The organism is Pseudomonas sp. I3-I5 (assembly GCF_022699445.1).
GTDB lineage: Bacteria > Pseudomonadota > Gammaproteobacteria > Pseudomonadales > Pseudomonadaceae > Aquipseudomonas > Aquipseudomonas fulva.
Genome location: NZ_CP093940.1, coordinates 3,828,312 through 3,848,501, shown reverse-complemented (window position 1 = coordinate 3,848,501; position 20,190 = coordinate 3,828,312). Strand labels below are relative to the sequence as shown.

At 64.2% G+C, this 20,190-nt stretch carries 17 protein-coding genes; 5 read left to right on the top strand and 12 right to left on the bottom strand.

Annotation, left to right across the window (positions count from 1 at the left end; all coding sequences use genetic code 11):
- Position 1 precedes the first annotated feature (1 nt).
- Complete coding sequence (ampE, locus tag MOP87_RS17135) at positions 2-841, top strand: regulatory signaling modulator protein AmpE (protein WP_242809838.1); 840 nt, start codon at positions 2-4, stop codon at positions 839-841.
- A gap of 24 nt (positions 842-865) precedes the next feature.
- Here ampE and MOP87_RS17130 read toward each other — a convergent pair whose 3' ends face one another.
- Together MOP87_RS17130 and cra are read right to left on the bottom strand one after the other, a co-directional pair.
- Positions 866-1,654, bottom strand: coding sequence for a TatD family hydrolase (locus MOP87_RS17130; RefSeq protein ID WP_242810555.1), 789 nt, complete (start codon positions 1,652-1,654; stop codon positions 866-868).
- A 2-nt stretch (positions 1,655-1,656) separates the two neighbouring features.
- Entirely contained in the window at positions 1,657-2,652 is a 996-nt protein-coding gene (gene cra, locus MOP87_RS17125; protein WP_023534675.1) for a catabolite repressor/activator, read from the bottom strand.
- A gap of 284 nt (positions 2,653-2,936) precedes the next feature.
- On the opposite strand from cra, the gene ptsP reads away from it, so the two are divergent.
- From ptsP to MOP87_RS17110, 3 genes are read left to right on the top strand one after another with little or no spacing between them, the layout of a single operon-like run.
- Complete coding sequence (gene ptsP / locus MOP87_RS17120; protein ID WP_242809837.1) at positions 2,937-5,789, top strand: phosphoenolpyruvate--protein phosphotransferase; 2,853 nt, start codon at positions 2,937-2,939, stop codon at positions 5,787-5,789.
- Positions 5,790-6,737, top strand: coding sequence for a 1-phosphofructokinase (gene pfkB / locus MOP87_RS17115; RefSeq protein ID WP_028688123.1), 948 nt, complete (start codon positions 5,790-5,792; stop codon positions 6,735-6,737).
- Positions 6,734-8,467 (top strand): PTS fructose-like transporter subunit IIB, encoded by a 1,734-nt coding sequence (locus tag MOP87_RS17110; protein ID WP_242809836.1) that lies wholly within the window; start codon positions 6,734-6,736, stop codon positions 8,465-8,467. The genes pfkB and MOP87_RS17110 overlap by 4 nt, the downstream gene beginning before the upstream one ends.
- 205 nt (positions 8,468-8,672) lie before the next feature.
- On the opposite strand, the gene MOP87_RS17105 is transcribed toward MOP87_RS17110, so the two are convergent.
- Positions 8,673-8,897, bottom strand: coding sequence for a DUF3820 family protein (locus tag MOP87_RS17105; protein ID WP_242810554.1), 225 nt, complete (start codon positions 8,895-8,897; stop codon positions 8,673-8,675).
- A 191-nt stretch (positions 8,898-9,088) separates the two neighbouring features.
- Here MOP87_RS17105 and MOP87_RS17100 point away from each other — a divergent pair, with 191 nt between their 5' ends.
- Positions 9,089-9,565, top strand: a complete 477-nt coding sequence (locus tag MOP87_RS17100; RefSeq protein WP_242809835.1) for a PA2169 family four-helix-bundle protein — start codon at positions 9,089-9,091, stop codon at positions 9,563-9,565.
- Here MOP87_RS17100 and MOP87_RS17095 read toward each other — a convergent pair.
- The 9 genes from MOP87_RS17095 to MOP87_RS17055 all read right to left on the bottom strand — a co-directional run bounded on the left by MOP87_RS17095 (position 9,562) and on the right by MOP87_RS17055 (position 20,184).
- Positions 9,562-11,058 carry a diguanylate cyclase gene (locus MOP87_RS17095; protein ID WP_242809834.1) on the bottom strand — a complete coding sequence of 499 codons (1,497 nt, stop codon included), beginning with the start codon at positions 11,056-11,058 and terminating at the stop codon, positions 9,562-9,564. The genes MOP87_RS17100 and MOP87_RS17095 overlap by 4 nt on opposite strands.
- 136 nt (positions 11,059-11,194) lie before the next feature.
- Positions 11,195-12,529: an OprD family porin gene (locus tag MOP87_RS17090; protein ID WP_028688222.1), complete on the bottom strand. Its 1,335-nt coding sequence runs from the start codon at positions 12,527-12,529 to the stop codon at positions 11,195-11,197.
- 196 nt (positions 12,530-12,725) lie between these two features.
- Entirely contained in the window at positions 12,726-12,950 is a 225-nt protein-coding gene (locus MOP87_RS17085; RefSeq protein ID WP_028688221.1) for a hypothetical protein, read from the bottom strand.
- Positions 12,951-13,301: 351 nt separating this feature from the next.
- Positions 13,302-14,036: a YkgJ family cysteine cluster protein gene (locus tag MOP87_RS17080; protein ID WP_028688220.1), complete on the bottom strand. Its 735-nt coding sequence runs from the start codon at positions 14,034-14,036 to the stop codon at positions 13,302-13,304.
- On the bottom strand, positions 14,033-14,344 hold the full coding sequence (locus MOP87_RS17075; protein WP_049695469.1) for a hypothetical protein: 312 nt from the start codon (positions 14,342-14,344) through the stop codon (positions 14,033-14,035). Before MOP87_RS17075 ends, MOP87_RS17080 begins: the two co-directional genes overlap by 4 nt.
- Before the next feature lie 85 nt (positions 14,345-14,429).
- On the bottom strand, positions 14,430-15,329 hold the full coding sequence (locus tag MOP87_RS17070) for a chemotaxis protein (RefSeq protein WP_027916572.1): 900 nt from the start codon (positions 15,327-15,329) through the stop codon (positions 14,430-14,432).
- Between the two features lie 72 nt (positions 15,330-15,401).
- Positions 15,402-16,586, bottom strand: a complete 1,185-nt coding sequence (locus MOP87_RS17065) for an HlyD family type I secretion periplasmic adaptor subunit (RefSeq protein ID WP_023534727.1) — start codon at positions 16,584-16,586, stop codon at positions 15,402-15,404.
- Positions 16,583-18,751 (bottom strand): type I secretion system permease/ATPase, encoded by a 2,169-nt coding sequence (locus MOP87_RS17060; protein WP_242809833.1) that lies wholly within the window; start codon positions 18,749-18,751, stop codon positions 16,583-16,585. The genes MOP87_RS17065 and MOP87_RS17060 overlap by 4 nt, the downstream gene beginning before the upstream one ends.
- Complete coding sequence (locus MOP87_RS17055) at positions 18,748-20,184, bottom strand: TolC family outer membrane protein (protein WP_242809832.1); 1,437 nt, start codon at positions 20,182-20,184, stop codon at positions 18,748-18,750. Before MOP87_RS17055 ends, MOP87_RS17060 begins: the two co-directional genes overlap by 4 nt.
- Positions 20,185-20,190: the final 6 nt, after the last annotated feature.

Genomic DNA, 20,190 nt, shown 5'->3' with positions numbered 1-20,190 from the left:
TATGAGTTTTCTGGTATTGATCCTGGTGCTGTGGTTCGAGAAGTTTTCGGGCTTGCGCCATCTGGTCCAGCGTGACGGTTTCTTCCTTGGCGAACTGGCGCGCCTTGAGCGCAGAGGTGGGCTGCCTGCAGGGTGGGTGCTGGCCGCTGTGGTGCTGGCGCCGGTGGTGGTGGTGTCACTGCTGTTGCATGTGCTTGAACCCGTTGCCTACGGCCTGCTGGCCTTGCCAGTGCATCTTCTGGTGCTGGTCTATAGCCTGGGGCGTGGCGATGCCAAGGCTTCCCTCGGGCCTTTGCGTGACGCCTGGCACAGGGGCGATGAACAGGCCGCGCTGCACGTGGCCGCACGTGACCTGGGGGTCGTGGCCGATGGGCCCCGCAGCCTGCGCGAACGCCTGCAAAGCAGGCTGCTGTGGGAGGCCTATCAGGGCTTTTTCGCCGTCATCTTTTGGTACTTCCTGCTGGGCCCGGCCGTCGCGCTAGCTTACCGCCTTCTGGCGTTGTGCCAAGCGCACAGTCAGCGACCCGCACTCCAGCAACGTGCCGAGCAGCTTCGCCATCTCATGGACTGGGTGCCGGTCAGGGTGGTGGCATTGAGCTTTGCTTTGGTCGGCAACTTCGTCGCCGTTGCCCGCGAAATGTTGCACGAACTGTTGAACTGGCATATCAGCGCCGCGCACCTGGTGGCCCGCATCGGGCGCATTGCAGATGACGGCAGTCATGCCGGCACTGCCGGCGACAATGAAGGTGGGGCGCGGCGCCTGGACAGCCTGTGGGACCTGGTGCTGCGTTGCGGTGTGCTGTGGTATGCCGCTTTCGCGTTGTGGACCGTGTTGGCCTGACCCCGTAGGCCGGGCCTGTGCGAGTCAGCCCAGGGCTTGCCAACCAAACAGCTCGCAGGCGTTGCGCGTGCTCGCTTCGGCCAATTGCTCGACGGGCACGCCCATCGACTCGGCCAGCGAGTGGGCGATGTCTGGCAGGTGCTCGGGACTGTTGCGCACCCCAGGATGCATGACCGGCGCCATGTCCGGTGCGTCGGTCTCCAGCACCACGCTGTCGAGCGGTAAGCGGGCAACCGTACGGCGCAGCCGCACGGCCTGGGGCCAGGTCGCCGCGCCGCCCAGCCCAAGCCGAAAGCCTAGCTTGATGTACTCACGTGCCTCTTCGTAACTGCCGGCGAACGCATGGATGATACCCGCCCGCATCGGCCTGTAGCGCTTGAGGGCGGCAATCACCTGGGCGTGGCTGCGGCGTACGTGCAGCAGGGCCGGTAACTGGAAATCGCACGCCATTTGCAACTGTGCCTCGAACAACCGTTGCTGACGGACCTTGTCCAGTTCAGGCAGGTAGTAATCCAATCCGAACTCGCCTACCGCACACAGACGGCTGTCGCCACGCAAGCGCTCCAACCAGGCGCGCAACTGCTCGATGTGGCAGGGTTGATGCTCTTCAAGGTAGACCGGGTGCAGGCCAAGCGCCGCCGCCAGGCGCGAGTCGCTGCAGGCCAGGTCCCATACCCGCTGAAAGTTGGCCTGATGAACCCCCAGCACCACCATTTGCTCGACGCCTCGCGCGCTTGCGCGGGCCATCAGGCTCGGGCGGTCGGCGTCGAAGTCAGGGAAGTCCAGGTGCGTGTGGGTGTCGATCAGGCGCAGGTTCATGGTGCGTCGATTCGCTGCTTGAAGGTACGCGCTACCGCATGCACGCCGGGTTCATAGCGTTTGTCTTCGATTGCGGCAAGTGCCAGCTCCAGTGCCTTGGCGGCCATGTCACCATGACGCTGGGCCATGGCATTGACCGGCAGCGGCAAGAAATCGAGCAGTTGGTTGTCGCCGAAAGTGCCCAGCTGCAACCGGCGCGATTCGATGGGCTGGGCGTGCAGCGCGTCGAACACCCCCTGCAGGAGCACGTACGAGGTGGTGATCAAGGCATCGGGCAGGTGGCCCAGCTCATCGATCAATTGCTGCATGAGCCGCTGCCCGCACTCTCGGCTGAACGCTTCGCCCTGGTAGCGGCGCACCTCACCGGCAAAGCCCTGCAGCGCATCGTCGAAACCACCGGCGCGGGCCTGGCTGACCGACAGTTCAGGGCGTGCGCCGATCAGGGCGATGCTGCTTGGCGCGGTGCTCAACAGGCTGGCCGCCAGACGACGACTGGCATCATGGTCATCGCTGATCACCGAGCAAAAATACCGGGGGTCCAGACCGCGGTCGATGGCGATGACCGGCAGGCCCTTGTCTTGCAGTTCGCGGTAGCTCTGGTCTTGCGGCGGTAGGCAGCTGGCGACGAACAAGGCATCGCAGCGGCGTGCCCGGAACAGCTGCTGCAACTGGCGTTCGCTGTCGGGCTGGTCGTCACTGCTGGCGATCAGCAACTGATAGCCCCGGGCCCGGGCGCCTTGCTCAAGGCGCTTGGCAATACGCGCATAGCTGGGGTTCTCAAGGTCCGGGAGAATGAAGCCGAGCGTACGGGTGTGCCGGCTGCGCAAACCAGCGGCCTGGGGGTTGGGCGTGAAGCCATGGGCCTGCACCACCGCCTGCACGCGCTCCACGGTGCTGTTGCTGATGCGTTGCTGTTCGGCCTTGCCATTGATGACGTAACTGGCGGTGGTGACGGACACACCGGCCAGACGGGCGATATCGCTGAGTTTCACCGAGTTTTCCTTGTTATGACCAAAGCTGGCTGTGGGCGATGACCAGGCAGTTTGACCCTGATACCCCAGCGAGCGCAGGCGACCATTGTCGCAATTGTCCGACAGGATGGGGCTTTTTCATCAGCAGATTATCGAGTAACGTGGCCGCCTGGTCAGATTAAACGTTTCAGCCTCCTGATTTTCTGCATCTGCTGCCCACTGTGCAAGGCGGTTGAACTGGCCATTTCCGTGAATTTCACAACAATACTCCAGTACCCATCCGGGAACTGCAAAGGGAGAAGGTCATGTTCGAGCTCGCCAAGGAGCAGATAGCCATGGGCCAGACGGCCCCCGACAAGGCGCACGCATTGCGCCTGCTGGCGGATCGCCTGGTCGCCGACGGACTGGTCGCCGAGGGCTACCTGCAAGGGTTGCAGGACCGCGAGGCGCAAGGTTCCACGTTCCTTGGCCAGGGCATCGCCATCCCCCACGGTACGCCGCAGACCCGCGACCTGGTGCACACCACAGGCGTGCGTCTGTTGCAGTTCCCCGAGGGTGTGGACTGGGGCGATGGGCAGATTGTGTACTTGGCCATTGGTATCGCTGCGCGCTCTGACGAGCACTTGCGCCTGCTGCAATTACTGACCCGCGCCCTGGGCGAAACCGATCTGGCCGAGGCCCTGCGCCGTGCCGGCTCGGCCGAGGCCTTGCTCAAACTGCTGCAGGGTGCACCGCAGGAGTTGGCGCTCGATGCGCAGTTGGTCGCCTTGAACCTTCCAGCCGAAGATTTCGATGAGCTAGCCTGGCGCGGTGCGCGCTTGTTGCAGCGCGCCAACTGCGTGGACAGCGGCTTTGCTGCCGTACTGCAACAGGCAGAGCCGCTGCCGCTGGGAGAGGGTTTGTGGTGGCTGCACAGCGAACGTCAGGTTCGCCAGCCAGGGCTGGCCTTCGTCACCCCGGCACAACCTGTGCGCTACCGCGATCAACCCCTGACGGGTCTGTTCTGCCTGGCCAGCCTGGGGGCTGCCCACCAGGCCTTGCTCGAACGGTTGTGCGAAGTGTTGATCGAAGGCCGTGGGCAGATGCTCTACCAGGCCACCAGCAGCCGCGCCGTGCTCGAAGTGCTCGGCGGCGAGGCGCCTGCCGACTGGCCGAGCGCGCGCATCCTGCTGGCCAACGCCCACGGCCTGCATGCTCGCCCAGCCAAGGTGCTGGCGCAGCTGGCCAAACGTTTCGAGGGCGACATTCGCGTCCGCGTGGTCGACAGCGGTCAGCCTGGCGTGTCGGTGAAAAGCCTGAGCAAGCTGTTGAGCCTTGGCGCGCGCCGCGGCCAGGAACTGGAGCTGGTGGCCGAGCCTGCTATCGCCGCCGATGCCCTGCCTGCGTTGCTGGCAGCCATCGAGCAGGGTTTGGGTGAGGAGGTGGAAGCGCTGCCGCTTGTTGCAGAGGCCCCTGCGCAGCCAGCAGTCGAAACGGCGAAGGCGCCGGCGGCCGGCAGCCGCGTGCAGGGTGTGGGCGCTGCCCCAGGTATCGCATGCGGCCCTGCCCACGTCGTGACCGAACGCACGTTCGACTACCCGCTGCGCGGCGAGTCGTACGATCAGGAACGACACAAACTGACCCAGGCCGTGGCTACCGTCAGTGCCGACCTTCAGGTGCTGGTGCAGCGCAGCGACGCGGCCATCGGCGAGATTTTCGTCACCCATCAGGAAATGCTGGCCGACCCGGCCCTGACCGACGACGTCGAGCAGCGCCTGGCCCAAGGGGAAAGTGCCGCCGCCGCGTGGATGGCGGTGATCGAATCAGCGGCCAGCCAGCAAGAAGCGCTGCACGACGCGTTGCTGGCCGAACGGGCCGCTGACCTGCGCGATGTGGGTCGCCGCGTATTGGCCCAGCTGTGCGGCGTCCAGACGCAGAGCGAGCCTGACCAACCTTACGTGCTGGTGATGAGCGAGGTTGGACCCTCCGATGTCGCCAGGCTCGACCCGGCGCGGGTTGCCGGTATTGTTACAGCCCAGGGTGGCGCCACCGCGCACAGCGCCATCGTCGCCCGGGCGCTGGGTATTCCTGCCGTAGTCGGAGCAGGCCCCGGCGTGCTGCTGCTGGAGAATGGCACACCGCTGCTGCTCGACGGCCAACGCGGTGTGGTCAACGTCGCGCCGCCAGCCGAAGAGCTGCAGCGTGCCCTGGCCGAGCGTGACGTGCGCGAGCAGCGTCTGCAAGCCGCCTGGGCCAACCGTTTCGACCCGGCAGTGACCCGTGATGGCCATGCCATTGAGGTCTTCGCCAACATCGGTGAAAGCAGCGGTATCGACAAGGTGGTGGAGCAGGGGGCCGAAGGCGTCGGCCTGTTGCGCACCGAACTGATTTTCATGGCCCACTCTCAGGCGCCGGATGTGGCCACCCAAGAAGCCGAGTACCGCCGCGTGCTCGATGGCCTGGACGGGCGCCCGCTGGTGGTGCGAACCCTGGACGTAGGCGGCGACAAACCGCTGCCGTACTGGCCGATCGCCGCAGAAGAGAACCCGTTCCTCGGCGTGCGCGGCGTGCGTCTGACCCTGCAGCGCCCGCAGGTGATGGAAGACCAACTGCGGGCCCTGCTGCGCGCCGCAGATCAACGCCCTTTGCGCATCATGTTCCCCATGGTCGGGCAGATACACGAGTGGCGCGAGGCCCGTGCGATGGTCGAGCGCCTGCGCACGGAAATAGCCGTGGCAGACCTGCAGGTGGGCATCATGGTCGAGGTGCCTTCGGCAGCCCTGCTGGCGCCGCAACTGGCGCGCGAGGTGGACTTCTTCAGCATCGGCACCAATGACCTGACCCAATACACCCTGGCCATCGACCGTGGCCACCCCAGCCTGTCTGCCCAGGCCGATGGGCTGCACCCTGCGGTCCTCAGCCTGATCGACATGACGGTGCGCGCCGCCCACGCCCATGGCAAGTGGGTGGGGGTGTGCGGCGAACTGGCGGCTGACCCGCAGGCCGTCGCGGTGCTGCTGGGGCTTGAAGTGGATGAGCTGAGCGTGGCATCGCGCAGCGTTGCCGAAGTCAAGGCCCTGGTGCGCCAGGCCGATTCCCGTACAGCCCGCGCCTTGGCGCGTGAGGCCTTGCAACAAGACAGCGCCGCCGCGGTTCGCGCGCTGGTGGAGCGTTATTGAATGGCCAAGATCCTGACCCTGACCCTTAACCCCGCCGTGGACATCACCATCGGGCTCGACAGCCTGCGCCCCGGTCACGTCAACCGCAGCCAGGCCCAGCACAGTCACGCGGCTGGCAAGGGCCTGAACGTCGCCCAGGTGCTGGCCGACCTGGGCCATAGCGTGACCGTCAGTGGCTTTCTCGGGCAGGACAACCTGCCGGCGTTCGAGGCGCTGATCGACTGGCGCGGCTTCTGCGATTGCTTCGTGCGCGTGCCTGGGGAAACCCGCAGCAACCTCAAGCTGGTCGAGGCCGATGGCCGCGTCACCGACATCAACGGTTTGGGCCCGGAAGTGGACGCGGCCGCTTGCGATGCCTTGCTGCGCCTGTTGCGCCAGCACGCGCCGGGGCACGATGCCGTGGTCGTTGCTGGCAGCCTGCCACGCGGGATCAGCCCTCAATGGTTTGGTGACTTGCTCGATGAACTCAAGGCGATGGGTTTGAAAGTGGCCCTCGACACCAGCGGCCAGGCGCTGCGCGTCGGTCTGCAAAGCCTGCCCTGGCTGGTCAAGCCCAATACCGAAGAATTGGGCGAAGCCCTGGGCACGCCCGTGGACGATGCCGGCCAACAGCGACGGGCTGCCCGCCAGCTACTGGACGAGGGCGTCGAGCACGTGGTGGTCTCAGCCGGCGAGCACGGGGTGCGCTGGTTCGCCCGTGACTTCACCCTGGTGGCGGTACCGCCCAAGGTGAACGTGGCCAGCACGGTCGGTGCCGGGGACTCCCTCGTGGCCGGCATGGTTCACGGGCTGTTGCAGGGTGAAGCCGCGTCGCGCACCTTGGCCCGCGCCACCGCCATCGCCGCACAGGCCGTCACCCAGGTGGGTTTCGGCATCAATGACCATGACCAGTTGGCCCGCCTGCAAGCCGCCGTGAGCCTGACAGAACAACAAGAGGGTTGCCAATGAACATTGTCATTCTCACCGCCTGCCCCAATGGCCAGGTATCGAGCGTACTCAGCGCTCGCCTGCTGGCGGCTGCGGCCCAGCGCCGTGGCTGGACCACCCAGGTCGAGGTGCAGGATGCCGAGCATCCCGAACGACAGCTCGACGCAGCACAGATCGCTGCCGCCGACTGGGTGCTGGTGGTCAGCACCGGCCCGGTGGACCTGAGCCGTTTTGTCGGCAAGCGTGTGTATCAGAGCACGCCGTCCCAGGCATTGGCTGACCGCGAAGGCTTTCTCGACGAAGCAGCCGCCAATGCGCAGCCGCTGACGGCCGTAGCACCGGATGTCGCTACCCGCGATGAAGTGCGCATCGTTGCAGTCACTGCGTGCCCGACTGGCGTCGCCCACACCTTCATGGCGGCCGAAGCCCTGCAACAGGCCGCGCAGCAGATGGGGTACCAGCTCACTGTTGAAACCCAAGGCTCGGTCGGGGCACGCAACCCGCTTTCGGCCGAAGCCATCGCAGCGGCCGACGTGGTGCTGCTGGCCGCTGACATCGAGGTGCCCGCCGCGCGCTTTGCGGGCAAGCGCATCTACCGCTGCGGTACTGGCATTGCGCTCAAGCAGGCCCGCGCCACCCTGGACAAGGCGCTGGCCGAAGCCAAGGTGGAGGAGGGTGGGGCTGCTTCGGCCAGCGCCGCCGCCAGCAAGGGCGAAAAGACCGGCGTCTACAAGCACCTGCTGACCGGTGTCTCGTTCATGCTGCCCATGGTCGTGGCCGGGGGCCTGCTGATCGCCTTGTCGTTCGTGTTCGGCATCGAAGCTTACAAGGAAGCGGGGACGCTACCGGCTGCGCTGATGCAGATCGGCGGCGAAGCGGCGTTCAAACTGATGGTGCCACTGCTGGCAGGCTATATCGCCTGGTCCATCGCTGATCGGCCAGGGTTGGCCCCAGGCATGATCGGCGGTCTGCTGGCCAGCACCCTGGGCGCCGGCTTCATTGGCGGCATCGTGGCAGGCTTTCTGGCCGGCTACAGCGCCAAGGCCATTGCCCGCTGGGCGAAGCTGCCCACCAGCCTGGAGGCGCTCAAACCGATCCTGATCATTCCTTTGCTGGCGAGCCTGTTCACCGGGCTGGTGATGATCTACGTGGTGGGGCAGCCCGTGGCGGCCATGCTTGAAGGCCTTACGCGGTTTCTCGACAGCATGGGCACTACCAACGCGATCCTGCTGGGGCTGCTGCTCGGTGGCATGATGTGCATCGACCTCGGCGGGCCGATCAACAAGGCCGCCTATGCGTTCTCGGTAGGGTTGCTGGCCTCTTCGAGCTATGCCCCGATGGCGGCCACCATGGCCGCTGGCATGGTGCCGCCGATCGGCCTGGGCCTTGCCACGTTCCTGGCCAGGCGTAAATTCGCCCAGAGCGAGCGGGAGGCAGGCAAGGCAGCGTTGGCGCTGGGGCTGTGCTTCATTTCCGAAGGGGCCATTCCATTCGCCGCCAAGGACCCGCTTCGAGTAATCCCGGCGAGCCTGGCAGGGGGCGCGCTGACCGGAGCGTTGTCCATGTACTTTGGTTGCAAGCTCATGGCGCCACACGGTGGCCTGTTCGTTCTGCTGATCCCGAACGCCATCAACCATGCCGCGTTGTACCTGTTGGCGATTGTCGCAGGCAGCTTGCTGACGGCGGTGGTCTATGCGCTGATCAAGAAGAACGAAAACGTCGAGTTGATGGTGGCGCCGTCCAAGGGCTAGGGTTGCTCAGCGGCAAGCCTTCTTGGCTACGGATGCTGTTCATCGGGCTTGCTGGCTTGCCCATGAAGTGCAAGGCGGTCCGATGAATACGTCAACTTCGACATTACGCGATCACTGTGGGCGCGGCCTTGCCAGGGCGCTCCTACAGGGAGCGGCGTCAGCGCTACACCGTGCCGTCCCGTGAGGGCGCGGTCGGCCAACCCGCTCAACAGCCATGCTTGCGCCGCAACGGCGCCAGCAGGTCAGCCAGGCCGTTATGATCGACCTCATGCATCAACGCCAGCAACTCCCCTAGCTCTCCTGTGGGAAAGCCCTTGCGCGCAAACCACGCCAGGTAATCGCCCGGCAGGTCGGCAATGATCCTGCCTTGGTATTTGCCGAACAGCATGCTGCGGGTCACCAGCAGTTCGAGACGTTCCGGGTTGAACATTTTCGTACTCGTCATAAAGACGTCCACCATACTGCAAACTGCACGACCCACCTAGGCGGATCATGCAGAACGCGATGCATGGCGATTTGCCTTTATCTTTTAAGCTACTGATTTAAAAGACTTTATTTTTTTTGGAAAGCTGGCACGAAGGCTGCTCCTGTCTACTTATCAACCCTCAAGGAGTTTGAGTCATGAGCGATACCAACAAAGACGTGATCGATATTCTCAACGACCTGATCGAATACAGCAAAGACGGCCAGAAAGGCTTTCTGAAGTCGGCAGAAGACGTCAAGAATCCGAGCCTAAAAGCTTTCCTGAGCGAGCGCGCCGCGGGTTGTGGCCAAGCTGTTTCGGAGCTCCAGGCCGAGGTCCGTCACTTGGGCGGTGATCCAGAGACCTCCACCAGCTTCACCGGTGACCTGCACCGTGCCTGGATCGAAATCAAGACAGCCTTCACCAGCCACGACGACGAAGCGGTGATGAACGAGACTGAGCGTGGCCAGGACTATGCCCTGAAGGCCTACCGTGAAGCCCGTGAAAAGCTCACCAAACTCAACGTCCCTGCCGCTTCGAACAGCCTGGTGCTGGTCGATCGTCAGCTGCAAGGCGTGCAGAAAAACCATGATGAAGTAAAAGCGCTGCGTGACAAGGTCCGCGCTCAGTCCTAAGTGACCGGGCCTTCTACCCGGTTGCGGCCGTTGGCCTTGGCCCGGTAGAGCGCTTCATCCGCCCCACCCAGCATGGCTGCAAGGTCTTGCTGGGTGTGTGCGTTAAGGCTGCCAATACCGATGCTCACCGTGACCGGCTGGGTATCGTCACCAAAAGGTGCAAGCCGTGCGACGCTGCGGCATATCCGTTCTGCCAGCATCCGTGCCCCGTCCAAGTCGGTTTCCGGCAGTACCACCTGAAATTCCTCCCCGCCATACCGAGCGGCCAGATCGGCCGGCCGACGGATACAGGCCTCGATGGCCTTGGCCACCTCGCGCAGTACATGGTCACCGCCTGCATGGCCATGGCGCTGATTGAACGCCTTGAAATGATCCACATCCACCATCAGCACCGTCAGTGGTTGGCGCGTACGCTGTGCACGTGCCCATTCAAGGCGCAGCACTTGGTCCAGGTGCCGGCGGTTGGCCAGGCCGGTCAGGCTGTCGGTCGCGGCCAAGGTCGCCAGGCGCTGTTCAGCCTGGAAACGGCGACGCAGCTCGCGACTGAGCAGCCAGGTCAACCAGATGATCCCCGCACACAGCAGCCCGGTGGCAACGCTGACCAGCAGTGCCGTACGGCGCCAGGACGCGAACACCTCGTCGGTGGCATGCACCACCAGCACGATCAGCGGCAAGTCGCCCACGCGGGCAAAGGTATACATGCGCTCGCCGTCATCCCCGGCGGAGGCCGCGACGAAGCTGCCACTCTGCTGCCCGAGTATTCGCTGGAAATTGGGTTTGCCGGCATGCTGGCTACCGACCGATGGATCGGAGGGGCCCATGGGCTGGCGGGCCAGAAGCTGGCCTTCGACGTTGAGCAGGTTCACGCTGCTGTTGGCGCCGATATCCAGGCGTTTGAACAGATCGGTAACGTAGCCAAGGCGCAGCGCGCCAGCCGCGATGCCAGCGAAATCACCGTTCGGGTCGGTGATGCGTCGGCTGAAACTGATGCACCAGTCCAGGTCGCCCAATCGGGCCTTGAACGGCGGCCCCACCAGCAGGGTGGTGTTGGGGTTGTGCAAATGGGTCTGGAACACGCCTGTGTCCCGGAAGTTGGCTTTGCGCGGTACGCTGCTGGTCGAATCGCCTACCACGTCACCGTTGCTGTTCAGCCACAGTACATCCCCACGCTTGCGGTCGGCGAAGGTGTCATCGAACAGCAGCCGCTGGCGCAGGGGGCCGGGTACGGAGGGCAGCTCCTTGCGGCCTACCGCCCAGATCAGCCTTTGCAGGGCCTGATCGTAAAGCTCGACATTGCGCAAAATGTCACTTTCGATCAATTGCACGATGTTGTTGGCCGAGCGTACGGCCGATTGCTCCACGCTTTCACGCTCGCGCATCAGCAAGTAGCTGACGATGGCCACGATGGCGAACACGGCCAGGCAACTGCCCAGCACGAGAGCAAGTTCGGGGTGCGACCGGGAGGGGGGGAGGCGTAACGGTGAGGTAGGCATGGTCGCGACTGCTGGGAGCCATTTGCGGCGGCGACATTCTAGGCAAGTGAAGATTGTCGGACAAGTTCGTCCGACGGAATTACCGTGCGGCAGGGGTTCCCCTGCCGCGCTGATCAGCCAGTGATTGCAGTGACTGTCAGAACACGTTCAAGGGATAGTCGACAATCACGCGCATCTCGTCGTTGTTGCTGTTGCCGTCAATCGAGGCGTAGCCCTGGCCGCCGCGGTGCGTGGCATACCGTACCAGTACCGAGAGGTCTTTGAGGTCGCCTTCCTGGAACACGTACTTGATGTCCAGGTCGCGTTCCCAGTGCTGGGCATCCTTGCCATCGGCCCGGTAGTAATCGTAGTGGCTGTTGCCCTGGGCGGCCTTGGTCAGGTCGGCCTTGCCCCGCGAGTAAGACAGCGATGCGCTCAAGCCGGGCAAGTCGAGGCCGGCGAAGTCGTACCCGTACTGAAGTTTCCAGGACCGCTCGTTCGGCGCGTTGAAGTCCGAATACATGCGCGAGTTGTCCAGGTAGACGCTGTCACCGAGGTTGATGTAGTCGAACGGGGTATCGCCGTTGACCCGCTGATAGGCGGCCGTCACGGTATGGGCGCCTGCATTGAGTGTCAGGTGAAGGCTGTAGGTATTGTTGTCGATGCTACCCAGCAAGGCCCGGCCTGTGTCTTGCGTGTGATAGAAGTGGGCGCCAGGGTTGAGGCTGACCTGCTCGTTGACCACGTAGGTGTAGTCGAAGTCGGCGTAGTACTGGTTCCAGATGTCCTTCAGTTCGGCCGCATACACGCTGGTAGTGATGTTGGGTGTACCGCTCCAGGCTGCGCCCGCCCAGCTCAGGTGCTTGCTCTTGCCGCGCTCATCCAGCGAGCCATAGTAGGTATCGATACGGCGGTGGCCGCTTTGGTTGTAGGGCTTGGTGAAACTGACCTTGCCACCCTCAAGCAGCAGCCCTTCGACGCTGGTGTTGATCAGGCTGATACCCCGGAACGTTTGCGGCAGCATGCGGGTTTCGCCACCGGCGATCACGGGGTTGGTCAAGAACAGGTCGCCGGCCTTGAACTCGGTGTCCAGCGCCTTGAGCTTGAGCGCCGCGCCTGCTGTGGAAAACGAATGCGGGGCAGCGCCCAGTTCGCCGTCGCCTTTCACATGTGTAGGCAGAATGCTGGTGCCTGCATGACCACCGCCACCGTCCAGCTTAACCCCCAGCATGGCGTGCGCGTCGAGACCGAAACCGACAATGCCTGGCGTGTAACCGGATTCGAAGCGCGCCACTGCCCCTTGACCCCATTCCCGCGTATCGCGTGCACCCTGATTGTGGGAGTCGCGGTTGAAATAAGCATTGCGCAGGTGCAGGTTCAACGATGAACCCGCTACAAAACCTTCGGCATTGTCATCGGTGGCCTGGGCCGTGACGGGAATACTTGCACTGAGCGCAATGAAAAGCGGGGTGAAGCGAAACGCGAAAGACACCGGTATTGACTCCTTGATCGGTAGGCGGGGCAGTGCTTGTTGTAGGAGATGGTCATGCTTGCTGCATGACGAATCTGCCAGGGGAAAACCCAGCGCATACGAAAAAAAGCCGCTGATAGGGCAGCGGCTTTTTAGAGGCTAACATATTGAAACAGATGAATCCCATGGCGCATGTTGAACGCGCCGAGGCGTAGGCTCAGCTGTCGGCGTCGGTATCGACAACCGCTTTGGACGCTGTCTGCTGCGAGGCTTTGACCGTCTCGGCATGCTGGGCGGCCACTGTTTCGCGGGCGTCCTGATGGGCCGCTGCGAACTCGGCGTTGCGGGCCACGAATGCAGGCGACTCTTCGGCCATGGCCAGGGGGGACAACAACAGGGACGACAGGACGAACACGCTGGCAATACCCATACTGTTGGACATTTCTAACTACCTTCTTGCGGTGCAAGTGCTAATGAGGACAGGGGTAAAGTTAGTCGTGTGGAGGCAGTTTAAACAGAGCGAAGTTGGATAAGCACTGTTGCGTAAAAGGTAAGTATCGGGGCTGGAATGGCGCAGATTGTCGTTGAAATGCCCGGTTTAGAGCCTTGTAGCGTGACGAAAGACAAGGCGCTCAGTGGGCGGTGTGAACACACCCTGTGAAAGGATCACCAAACCTTGTAAGTCGCGAAGCTGCGTGGCACGGCCACTGCGTAGGCCACTACAGCCGCAGCGGCGCCCCTGACCGGGTAAAACGGGCTGACGGTGTTCAAGCCAACATCACCCGTCCTGCCCCTAGAACCCGATAAAGGCGTAATAAACCGGTGGCTGGTCAGTCACCTGCACCCCAAGTGCCTGTAACTGGGCCTGCAATACAGCGTCTTCGACATGCAGAGCCCAAGACCCCCCTGTGTCCTGAGGATGCTCTGCAAGGGCTGTGGCAAATGCCTGCATGTCAGGCAGGTAGGCCGTGAAGCCGTTGCCCTTGAGCGCGCTGGTGGTCATGCCCAGTGCTTGGCAGACCGCCACCTTGGCCGCAATGTCTTCCCTGTCTGCCTGCCGAGAGGCCTGCACCAGCGCCTGCAACTCGGCATCGACCAGCTGTGTGCCGTGAATCAGCTCAGGCCCCTGTTGCCAGGCCTCGGGTGGGCAATCCTTGCTCTCGGGCCGCAAGGGAATGTGCGGGTTGATTTCAACCGGATAGATCCTGCACACCAGTGGGCGCTGGTCGTAAATGGCGCACAGGTCGTTGTCGTCCAGGTAGCGGCAACGGCCAGGGTTGAAGGCCGCGAAGGTCACCGACACCCGAACCTGGCCGTCGGCACTGGGCACGGCATGAGAGCGCAACAGCACATGTTCGCGTTGCTCAGGGGGCATGCCAGGGCCGTCCACCACGAATGCCTCTATCAGCACTATCACCTGCCCGCCGTCACGGGCCCAGCGCTGCGACTCGGCCAGGGTCAGGGGCACATGGTGGCCGCTGCAGCACTTGCCGCAGCCGGTGCAGGCGAAACGCAGGCTATCGCTCACTTGGTTTGCGGGCTCCATTCACTCACATACGCCCGCTGTTGCTTGCGGTCATACAGGCACAACTCGGTACCGGTTCGCTGCTTCATGTGCTTTTGCGGGTACAGGCCTTCGACCAGCAGGGCGCTCATGCCGGTCTGGTCGTCGAATTCGGCGGGCTTGCTACGGGCATGGGCGTTCTTGAACTGGCTGGCAGCCAGGCAGGCCTTGAGCATTTGCTGGCGGTGCTCGTTCCAGGCCTGGCTGCTGGAAGCCTGGACGAGGCCGCTGAACAGGGCGCAACTGATCAGGATGAGGCTGATACGTTTCATGCGTGGCTTCCTGTTGGTTGCGAAAGGGGGTATGGAAGTATGCCCCAGTCAGTCCGAGGGGCAAACCCGCCGCCGTGTGGGCAGGTCAGCGCTCGGCGAAGACCACCGCCCGCGCCGCCACCACCAGGCAGTCGGTCAACTCCGGGGACGAGAACTTGGTCAAGATGGCATTGGCCCCGGCCTGGGTCGCCTTTTCGCTGCTCATGGCGCTGTCCAGCGAGGTGTGCAGCAGCACATACACGTGCTGGAAATCCGGGCTTTCGCGCAGGCTGCGGGTGAAGGCATAGCCGTCCATCTCGCTCATCTCGATGTCCGAGACGATGACATTGATCTCCTGCGCCGTGCCTTGCAGCTCCAGCAGAATGCCGATGGCGTCCTTGGCACTGCGGGCGGTGCGGCATTCGATCCCCAGGTTGCGCAGGGTATGCACCGACTGTTGCAGGGCGACGTTGCTGTCGTCGACCACCAGGATGTTGGCGGCAGCCAGCAGGCTGGCGTCCTCGACGCTCAGGCCACTGGCGGGCAATTCGACGGGGGGCGGGGCGATGCCGTGAATGACCTTCTCGATGTCGAGCACCTGCACCAAGGTGTTGTCCACGCGGGTGACGCCCGTGATGAACGACTGTTTGCCCGCACCGTACGGCGGCGGTTTGATGTCGGTGCTCAGGCAGTGCACGATGCGGCTGACCGCTTGCACGTGCAGGCCCTGGCGTGAGCGGCTGATCTCGGTGACGATCAAACACCCGCCGTTGGGGTCGGCCAGCGGTTGCTCGCCAATGGCGCGGGACAGGTCGATCACCGACAGCGGATGCCCGCGCAAGGTCGCCACGCCTTTGACATGCGGGTGGGACTCGGGAAGCTTGGTCAGCGCCGGGCACGGAATGATTTCGCTGACCTTGAGCAGGTTGATTGCCATCAGCTTGCCGCTGCGCAGGGTGAACAACAGCAGGGACAACGCGTCCGCGCGGGCATTTTGCTTGGCCATGGTGACCTTCGGTGGGGAACAGGGGATGACAGGTTATCGGCCTGTTCCGTAAAGGCTTTAGGGGCGCTTGCGCTAACGCTCGCGCAAGGCTTCCTTGGCCCGGTTCAGGGGTTTGATGAGGTAGTCGAGTATCGTCTTCTCCCCGGTGCGAATATCCACCGTGGCGATCATCCCTGGCACGATTGCAAACTGCTTGCCGGCCTTGTTCTGCAGGCTGTCCTGTTCGGTGCGAATGAACACCCGGTAATAGTAGATTTCAGGTTTGACCTCGTCTTGCAGAGTATCCGGCGAAATCCCCACCACCTTGCCGTCCAAGCCGCCATACACCGAGTAGTCGTAGGCGCTGATCTTCACTTTGGCGGCCTGATCGGGGTGAATGAAGGCAATGTCCCGTGGCGCGATGCGGGTCTCGATCAGCAGGCGCTCATCCATCGGCACGATCTTCATCACCTGGCCACCTGGCTGCACCACACCGCCCAGGGTGTTGACCTCGATGTCCTTGACGATACCCCGCACCGGCGAGCGCAAGGTCAGGCGCGTCAATGAGTCGCTGCGGCCACGGATTACCTCCGACAGGCTGTCGGCCTCGGCACTGGCCTTGGCCAGTTCCTCCCTGGCCCGCACCAGATACTCCGAGCGTGCCTCGGTGGCCTTGAGCTCCAGTTCCGAGCGCTGGCGGTTCAGGCGGATGACCTCGACGCGGCTGGAAGCGCCCATCTTCGCCAGGTTTTCGGTGATCTTGAGCTCGCTGCGCACCAGCCGCAGCGAGTCCTCGATACCGGCCAGCGTCTGCTCAAGACCACGGCGGCGGGTGGTGTACAGCGCCGTCTCCGCCTCGATCAGCTCGGGCGACTCGCGCAGGCTGGCCGGGAATTTCAACGGCTTGCCCGTGACCTCTGCCTGCAGGCGCGCCTGGCTGGCCTTGGCGGCGCGGTACTTGGCTTCGCTTTCGCCCACGCTTGATGATGTCTTGGTCGGATCGAGCTGGGCCAGGACCTGGCCGCGCTCGACCAGATCTCCTTCGGCCACGCTCATCTGCGCGACGATCCCACCTTCGAACGACTGGATCACCTGCTCACGGGAGCTGGGGATGACCTTGCCCGTGCCGGTGGACACCTCGGTCACCTCGAACCAGGCCGCCCAGGCCAGGAATGCCGCCAGCATCACCGCGCACAGGGTGATCAGGCGCCCAGCCCGAAACACCGCCTGGTCATCCTGACCATCGAGGTAAGAGGCGGGAAGTTCATGGTTGCTCATGCCTGCGCTCCTTGCAGTTTGGCCAACGCGGCGTCGCGTGCGTCGTCGATCACGATACGGCCGCCGTCGAGCACCAGGACGCGGTCCACCCGCTGCAGCACGCTCAACCGGTGGGTGGCGATCACCAAGGTGCGGCCCTGGCAGAAGCGATCCAGGTTATCCAGCAACCGGCGCTCGGTGATGTCATCGAGCGAAGCGGTGGGCTCGTCCAGCAGCAGCACCTGCGGCTGACGCACCAGCAGCCGCGACAGCACCAGGGCCTGGCGCTGCCCACCGGACAGGCCCAGGCCGCCTTCGAGGATCAGGTGATCCATGCCTTTGGGCAGGCGACGCACGAAGTCCAGCGCACCGGTGGCCGACAGCGCCGCCACCAGCTCCTGATCGCTGGCCTGGCCGGCGCCCAGGGTCAGGTTCTCGCGCAGGGTGCCGTGGAACAGCCTGGCGTACTGGGCCAGCAAGCCCACGTCACGGCGCAGGTCGGCCGGGTCCAGGTGCGCCATGGCGATACCGTCCAGGCTCACCTCCCCCTGCATCAGGTCCATGCTACCGGCCAGCGCCTGCAGCAAGGTCGACTTGCCAGCGCCGTTGCGGCCGAGCACGGCAATGCGCTCGCCCGGGCGAATGTCCAGCTGCGCGATGTTAAGCACAGGCGGCGCCTCTTCGCTGTAGCGGAAGGTGGCCTGGCGCAAGCGGTATTCACCACGCAGGGCAGGCATGTGCACCCGTGCCTCGCCTTCGGGGTGGTCCACTGGCGACTGCATCAGCTTGTCCAGCCCTTGCAGGGCCACCTTGGCCTGCTGCCAGCGGGTCAGTACATGGGTCAGTTGGGCCAGCGGCGCCATCATGCGCGAGGCCAGCATGGAGGCGGCCACCAGGCTGCCGGTGGTCAGGTCGCCGGCGATCACCATGGGCGCGCCGATCACGATGACCACGGCGAATACGGCGCCTTGCACATTCTGCGTCCAGGCCACCAGCCCGTTGGTGAGGGTGCGCAGGCGCAGGTTGGTGTGGGCGCAGGCGGCGTTGTACTGGTTCCATTGCCGCTCGAAACGCGCTTCGGCTTGCAGGGCCTTGATCTCGTCCAGGCCCTGGATGCTCTCGACCAGCATGGCATTGCGCAACGAGGACTCACGCATCGAGGCATTGGCCAACCGTGCCAGGCGCCGCTGCGCGAGCAAGCCCGGCACCACCATCGCCACCAGGGCCACGATCGGCACGAACACCAGCACGCCGCCGATCAGCCAGAACACGAACAGGAACAGCAGGAAGAAGGGCAGGTCGGCCAGTGCCGTCGCGGTGCTGGAGGTGATCAGGTCGCGGATCGACTCCAGCTCGCGCAACTGCGAAATGAACGAGCCGGTGGACTTGGGCCGCACCGAGTTGCGCAGGCGCAGGGCGTGGCCATAGACCAGGTCGCTGACGCGCAGGTCGGCCCGCTTGCCCAACAGGTCGGTGACCTTGAGACGCAGCAGGCGCATGCTGAAGTCGAACACCAACGCCAGCACCACGCCGCCAAACAGCACATACAAGGTCGGCAGTGATTCAGCCGGAATCACGCGGTCGTAGACCTGCATCGAGAACAGCACTCCGGCCAGCGCCAGTACGTTGGCGACCAGTGAGGCGATCATCACTTGCCCGTACGGGTGCAGATCGCGCAGTACGATACGGGCGAACCAGTGCCGGTCGTACGGGGCGGTGTAGTCATCGGTGCGCACATCGCGCAGTGGCCGTGCGGGGCGCAGCAGTGCAACGCGGGTGATCCTGCCTTGCAGCGCATCGCGGGGCAGGCGCGAGGTCAACCCTTGATCGCCTGCGAAGACCACCGCCAGGTCGTCCTCCTGGGTCACCGACTCGACCACCGCCAGTTGGCCGTCATCGAGCTCCAACACCAGCGGCGTGCGCCATTGCCGCAAGCCTTTTGCGTCGAAACGCACGAAGCGCAAGGCCAGGCCGGCTTGGCGGGCCATGTGGCGCAGGATTTCGTCCAGGGGGCGGGCATCCTCATCGGCGGCCAGGCGGATGCGCTGGGGTGACACGTCCAGACGATAATGGTGCGCGACCTGCAGCATCACCTCCAGCCAAGGGCCGAGGTCTGCGCGCGCGCTGGTGGCAGGCGCCGGGGCCTGGGCCGGTTCGGGCAGCGTCACATTGACCGGATCGCTCATGGCTGAATCTCCACACCTTGCAGGTTACGCCCCTCGAGGCCGAAGGCCGCCCGCAGGGCGCCCGTGTTGTAGAGGCAGTCCACGTCCAGACGCAGCAGGTCGGAACGGGTGCCGGCCAGTTCGAAGCGCGACTGGTAGATTTCCTGCTCGGCATTGAGCAAGTCGAGCAGGGGGCGCGTGCCTAGGTCCAGGTACTGGCGGCCATAAAGCATTCGCGCTTCCTGGATGCTGTCCTGGCGGGCTTCGAGCGAGTTCAGGCGGCGCCCCAGGCCCGCTGTTTGTGCGGTGGCCTCGGCCAGGCCGCGACGGGCCTGCAGGCGCGCGGCATCCTCGGCCGAATCGGCGGCCGTCAGGGCATAGCCGGCCGCGCGGCTGCGGGCACTGATGGAGCCGCCCTGGTAGATGGGTACCTCCACGTTGAGGTAGATACCGGCCTGGGTACGGTCCAGGCGCGAGTTGTCACGGTTGTAGTCGTTGTCCAGGTAATGGTTGACCTGCGGCTGCAACGACACGGTGGGGTAGGCCTCGGCCTTTGCCTGGGCCAGTTCGGCCTGGCCTTGGGCACGTTGGGCAAGCGCCATCAGTACCGCTGGCAGGCGCTCGTCGCCCTGGCTCGGGCGCTTGCAGGCCTGGGCCAGTTCCCGAGGCGTTCGTTCGTCCAGAGAGACCGGCGTGGCGCGTCCGAGCAAGGCCGCCAGGGTCGAGCGCCAGCGCTCGTACTGGGCGCTGTATTCCTCCAGCACGGCGCGGGCGCTTTGTACCCGTGATTCGGCCTGGACCACGTCGGAGCGGGTGCTGGCGCCCATGTCGCTGCGCTGGCGGGCCATGTTGGCAATGTCGCCCACCCCGCGGATCTGGTCACGGGCAATGCCGATCAGCTGCTCATAGCGGCGCGTTTCGATCCAGGCATAGGCCGTGTCGCGGGCCAGGTCATCGACCACCAGCAAAATATTGGCCTGGGCCCGGGCGGCTGCGGCCTGGGCAGCGCTGACCGCATGATCGACCTTGCCGAAGTCGTACAGCATCTGCTTGAGCGACAGGTTGATGGCCTGGCTGCTGCGGTCACCGCCGTACCCGGTGTCATAGCCGGTACGCAGGCCACCGGAGATCTGCGGGTAATAACCTGCACGGGCGACGTTGATACCTTCGCCTTGCTTGTACAGGTTACCGATGGCCTCGGCGATGCTGGGGTGCCATTGCGCGGCTTGCAACACGGCCTCGGACAGCCGCAAGGCCTGCGCGCCGGCTACCGGCGCCATGCCCACGGCGGGCCTTGCCGGTACCGCTTCAGGCGCGTCCCTGAGCAGGGACGGCCCGATCTGGCGTAATGCGGGGTCTATGTCATCGGCGGCCTGGGCCACCGGTTGAAAATTCAAGACCAGGAGCCCGAAGGCTCCCAGCAACCACGGTGACAGCGTACTGCTTGGTTTCACAGAGTG

Excerpts from the sequence above, each read along its gene's own strand:
- ampE (WP_242809838.1), top strand. The coding sequence starts at position 2 with ATGAGTTTTCTGGTATTGATCCTGGTGCTGTGGTTCGAGAAGTTTTCG.
- ptsP (WP_242809837.1), top strand. The coding sequence starts at position 2,937 with ATGTTCGAGCTCGCCAAGGAGCAGATAGCCATGGGCCAGACGGCCCCC.
- pfkB (WP_028688123.1), top strand. The coding sequence starts at position 5,790 with ATGGCCAAGATCCTGACCCTGACCCTTAACCCCGCCGTGGACATCACC.
- MOP87_RS17110 (WP_242809836.1), top strand. The coding sequence starts at position 6,734 with ATGAACATTGTCATTCTCACCGCCTGCCCCAATGGCCAGGTATCGAGC.
- MOP87_RS17105 (WP_242810554.1), bottom strand. The coding sequence starts at position 8,897 with ATGTTCAACCCGGAACGTCTCGAACTGCTGGTGACCCGCAGCATGCTG.
- MOP87_RS17100 (WP_242809835.1), top strand. The coding sequence starts at position 9,089 with ATGAGCGATACCAACAAAGACGTGATCGATATTCTCAACGACCTGATC.
- MOP87_RS17095 (WP_242809834.1), bottom strand. The coding sequence starts at position 11,058 with ATGCCTACCTCACCGTTACGCCTCCCCCCCTCCCGGTCGCACCCCGAA.
- MOP87_RS17085 (WP_028688221.1), bottom strand. The coding sequence starts at position 12,950 with ATGTCCAACAGTATGGGTATTGCCAGCGTGTTCGTCCTGTCGTCCCTG.
- MOP87_RS17075 (WP_049695469.1), bottom strand. The coding sequence starts at position 14,344 with ATGAAACGTATCAGCCTCATCCTGATCAGTTGCGCCCTGTTCAGCGGC.
- MOP87_RS17070 (WP_027916572.1), bottom strand. The coding sequence starts at position 15,329 with ATGGCCAAGCAAAATGCCCGCGCGGACGCGTTGTCCCTGCTGTTGTTC.
- MOP87_RS17065 (WP_023534727.1), bottom strand. The coding sequence starts at position 16,586 with ATGAGCAACCATGAACTTCCCGCCTCTTACCTCGATGGTCAGGATGAC.
- MOP87_RS17060 (WP_242809833.1), bottom strand. The coding sequence starts at position 18,751 with ATGAGCGATCCGGTCAATGTGACGCTGCCCGAACCGGCCCAGGCCCCG.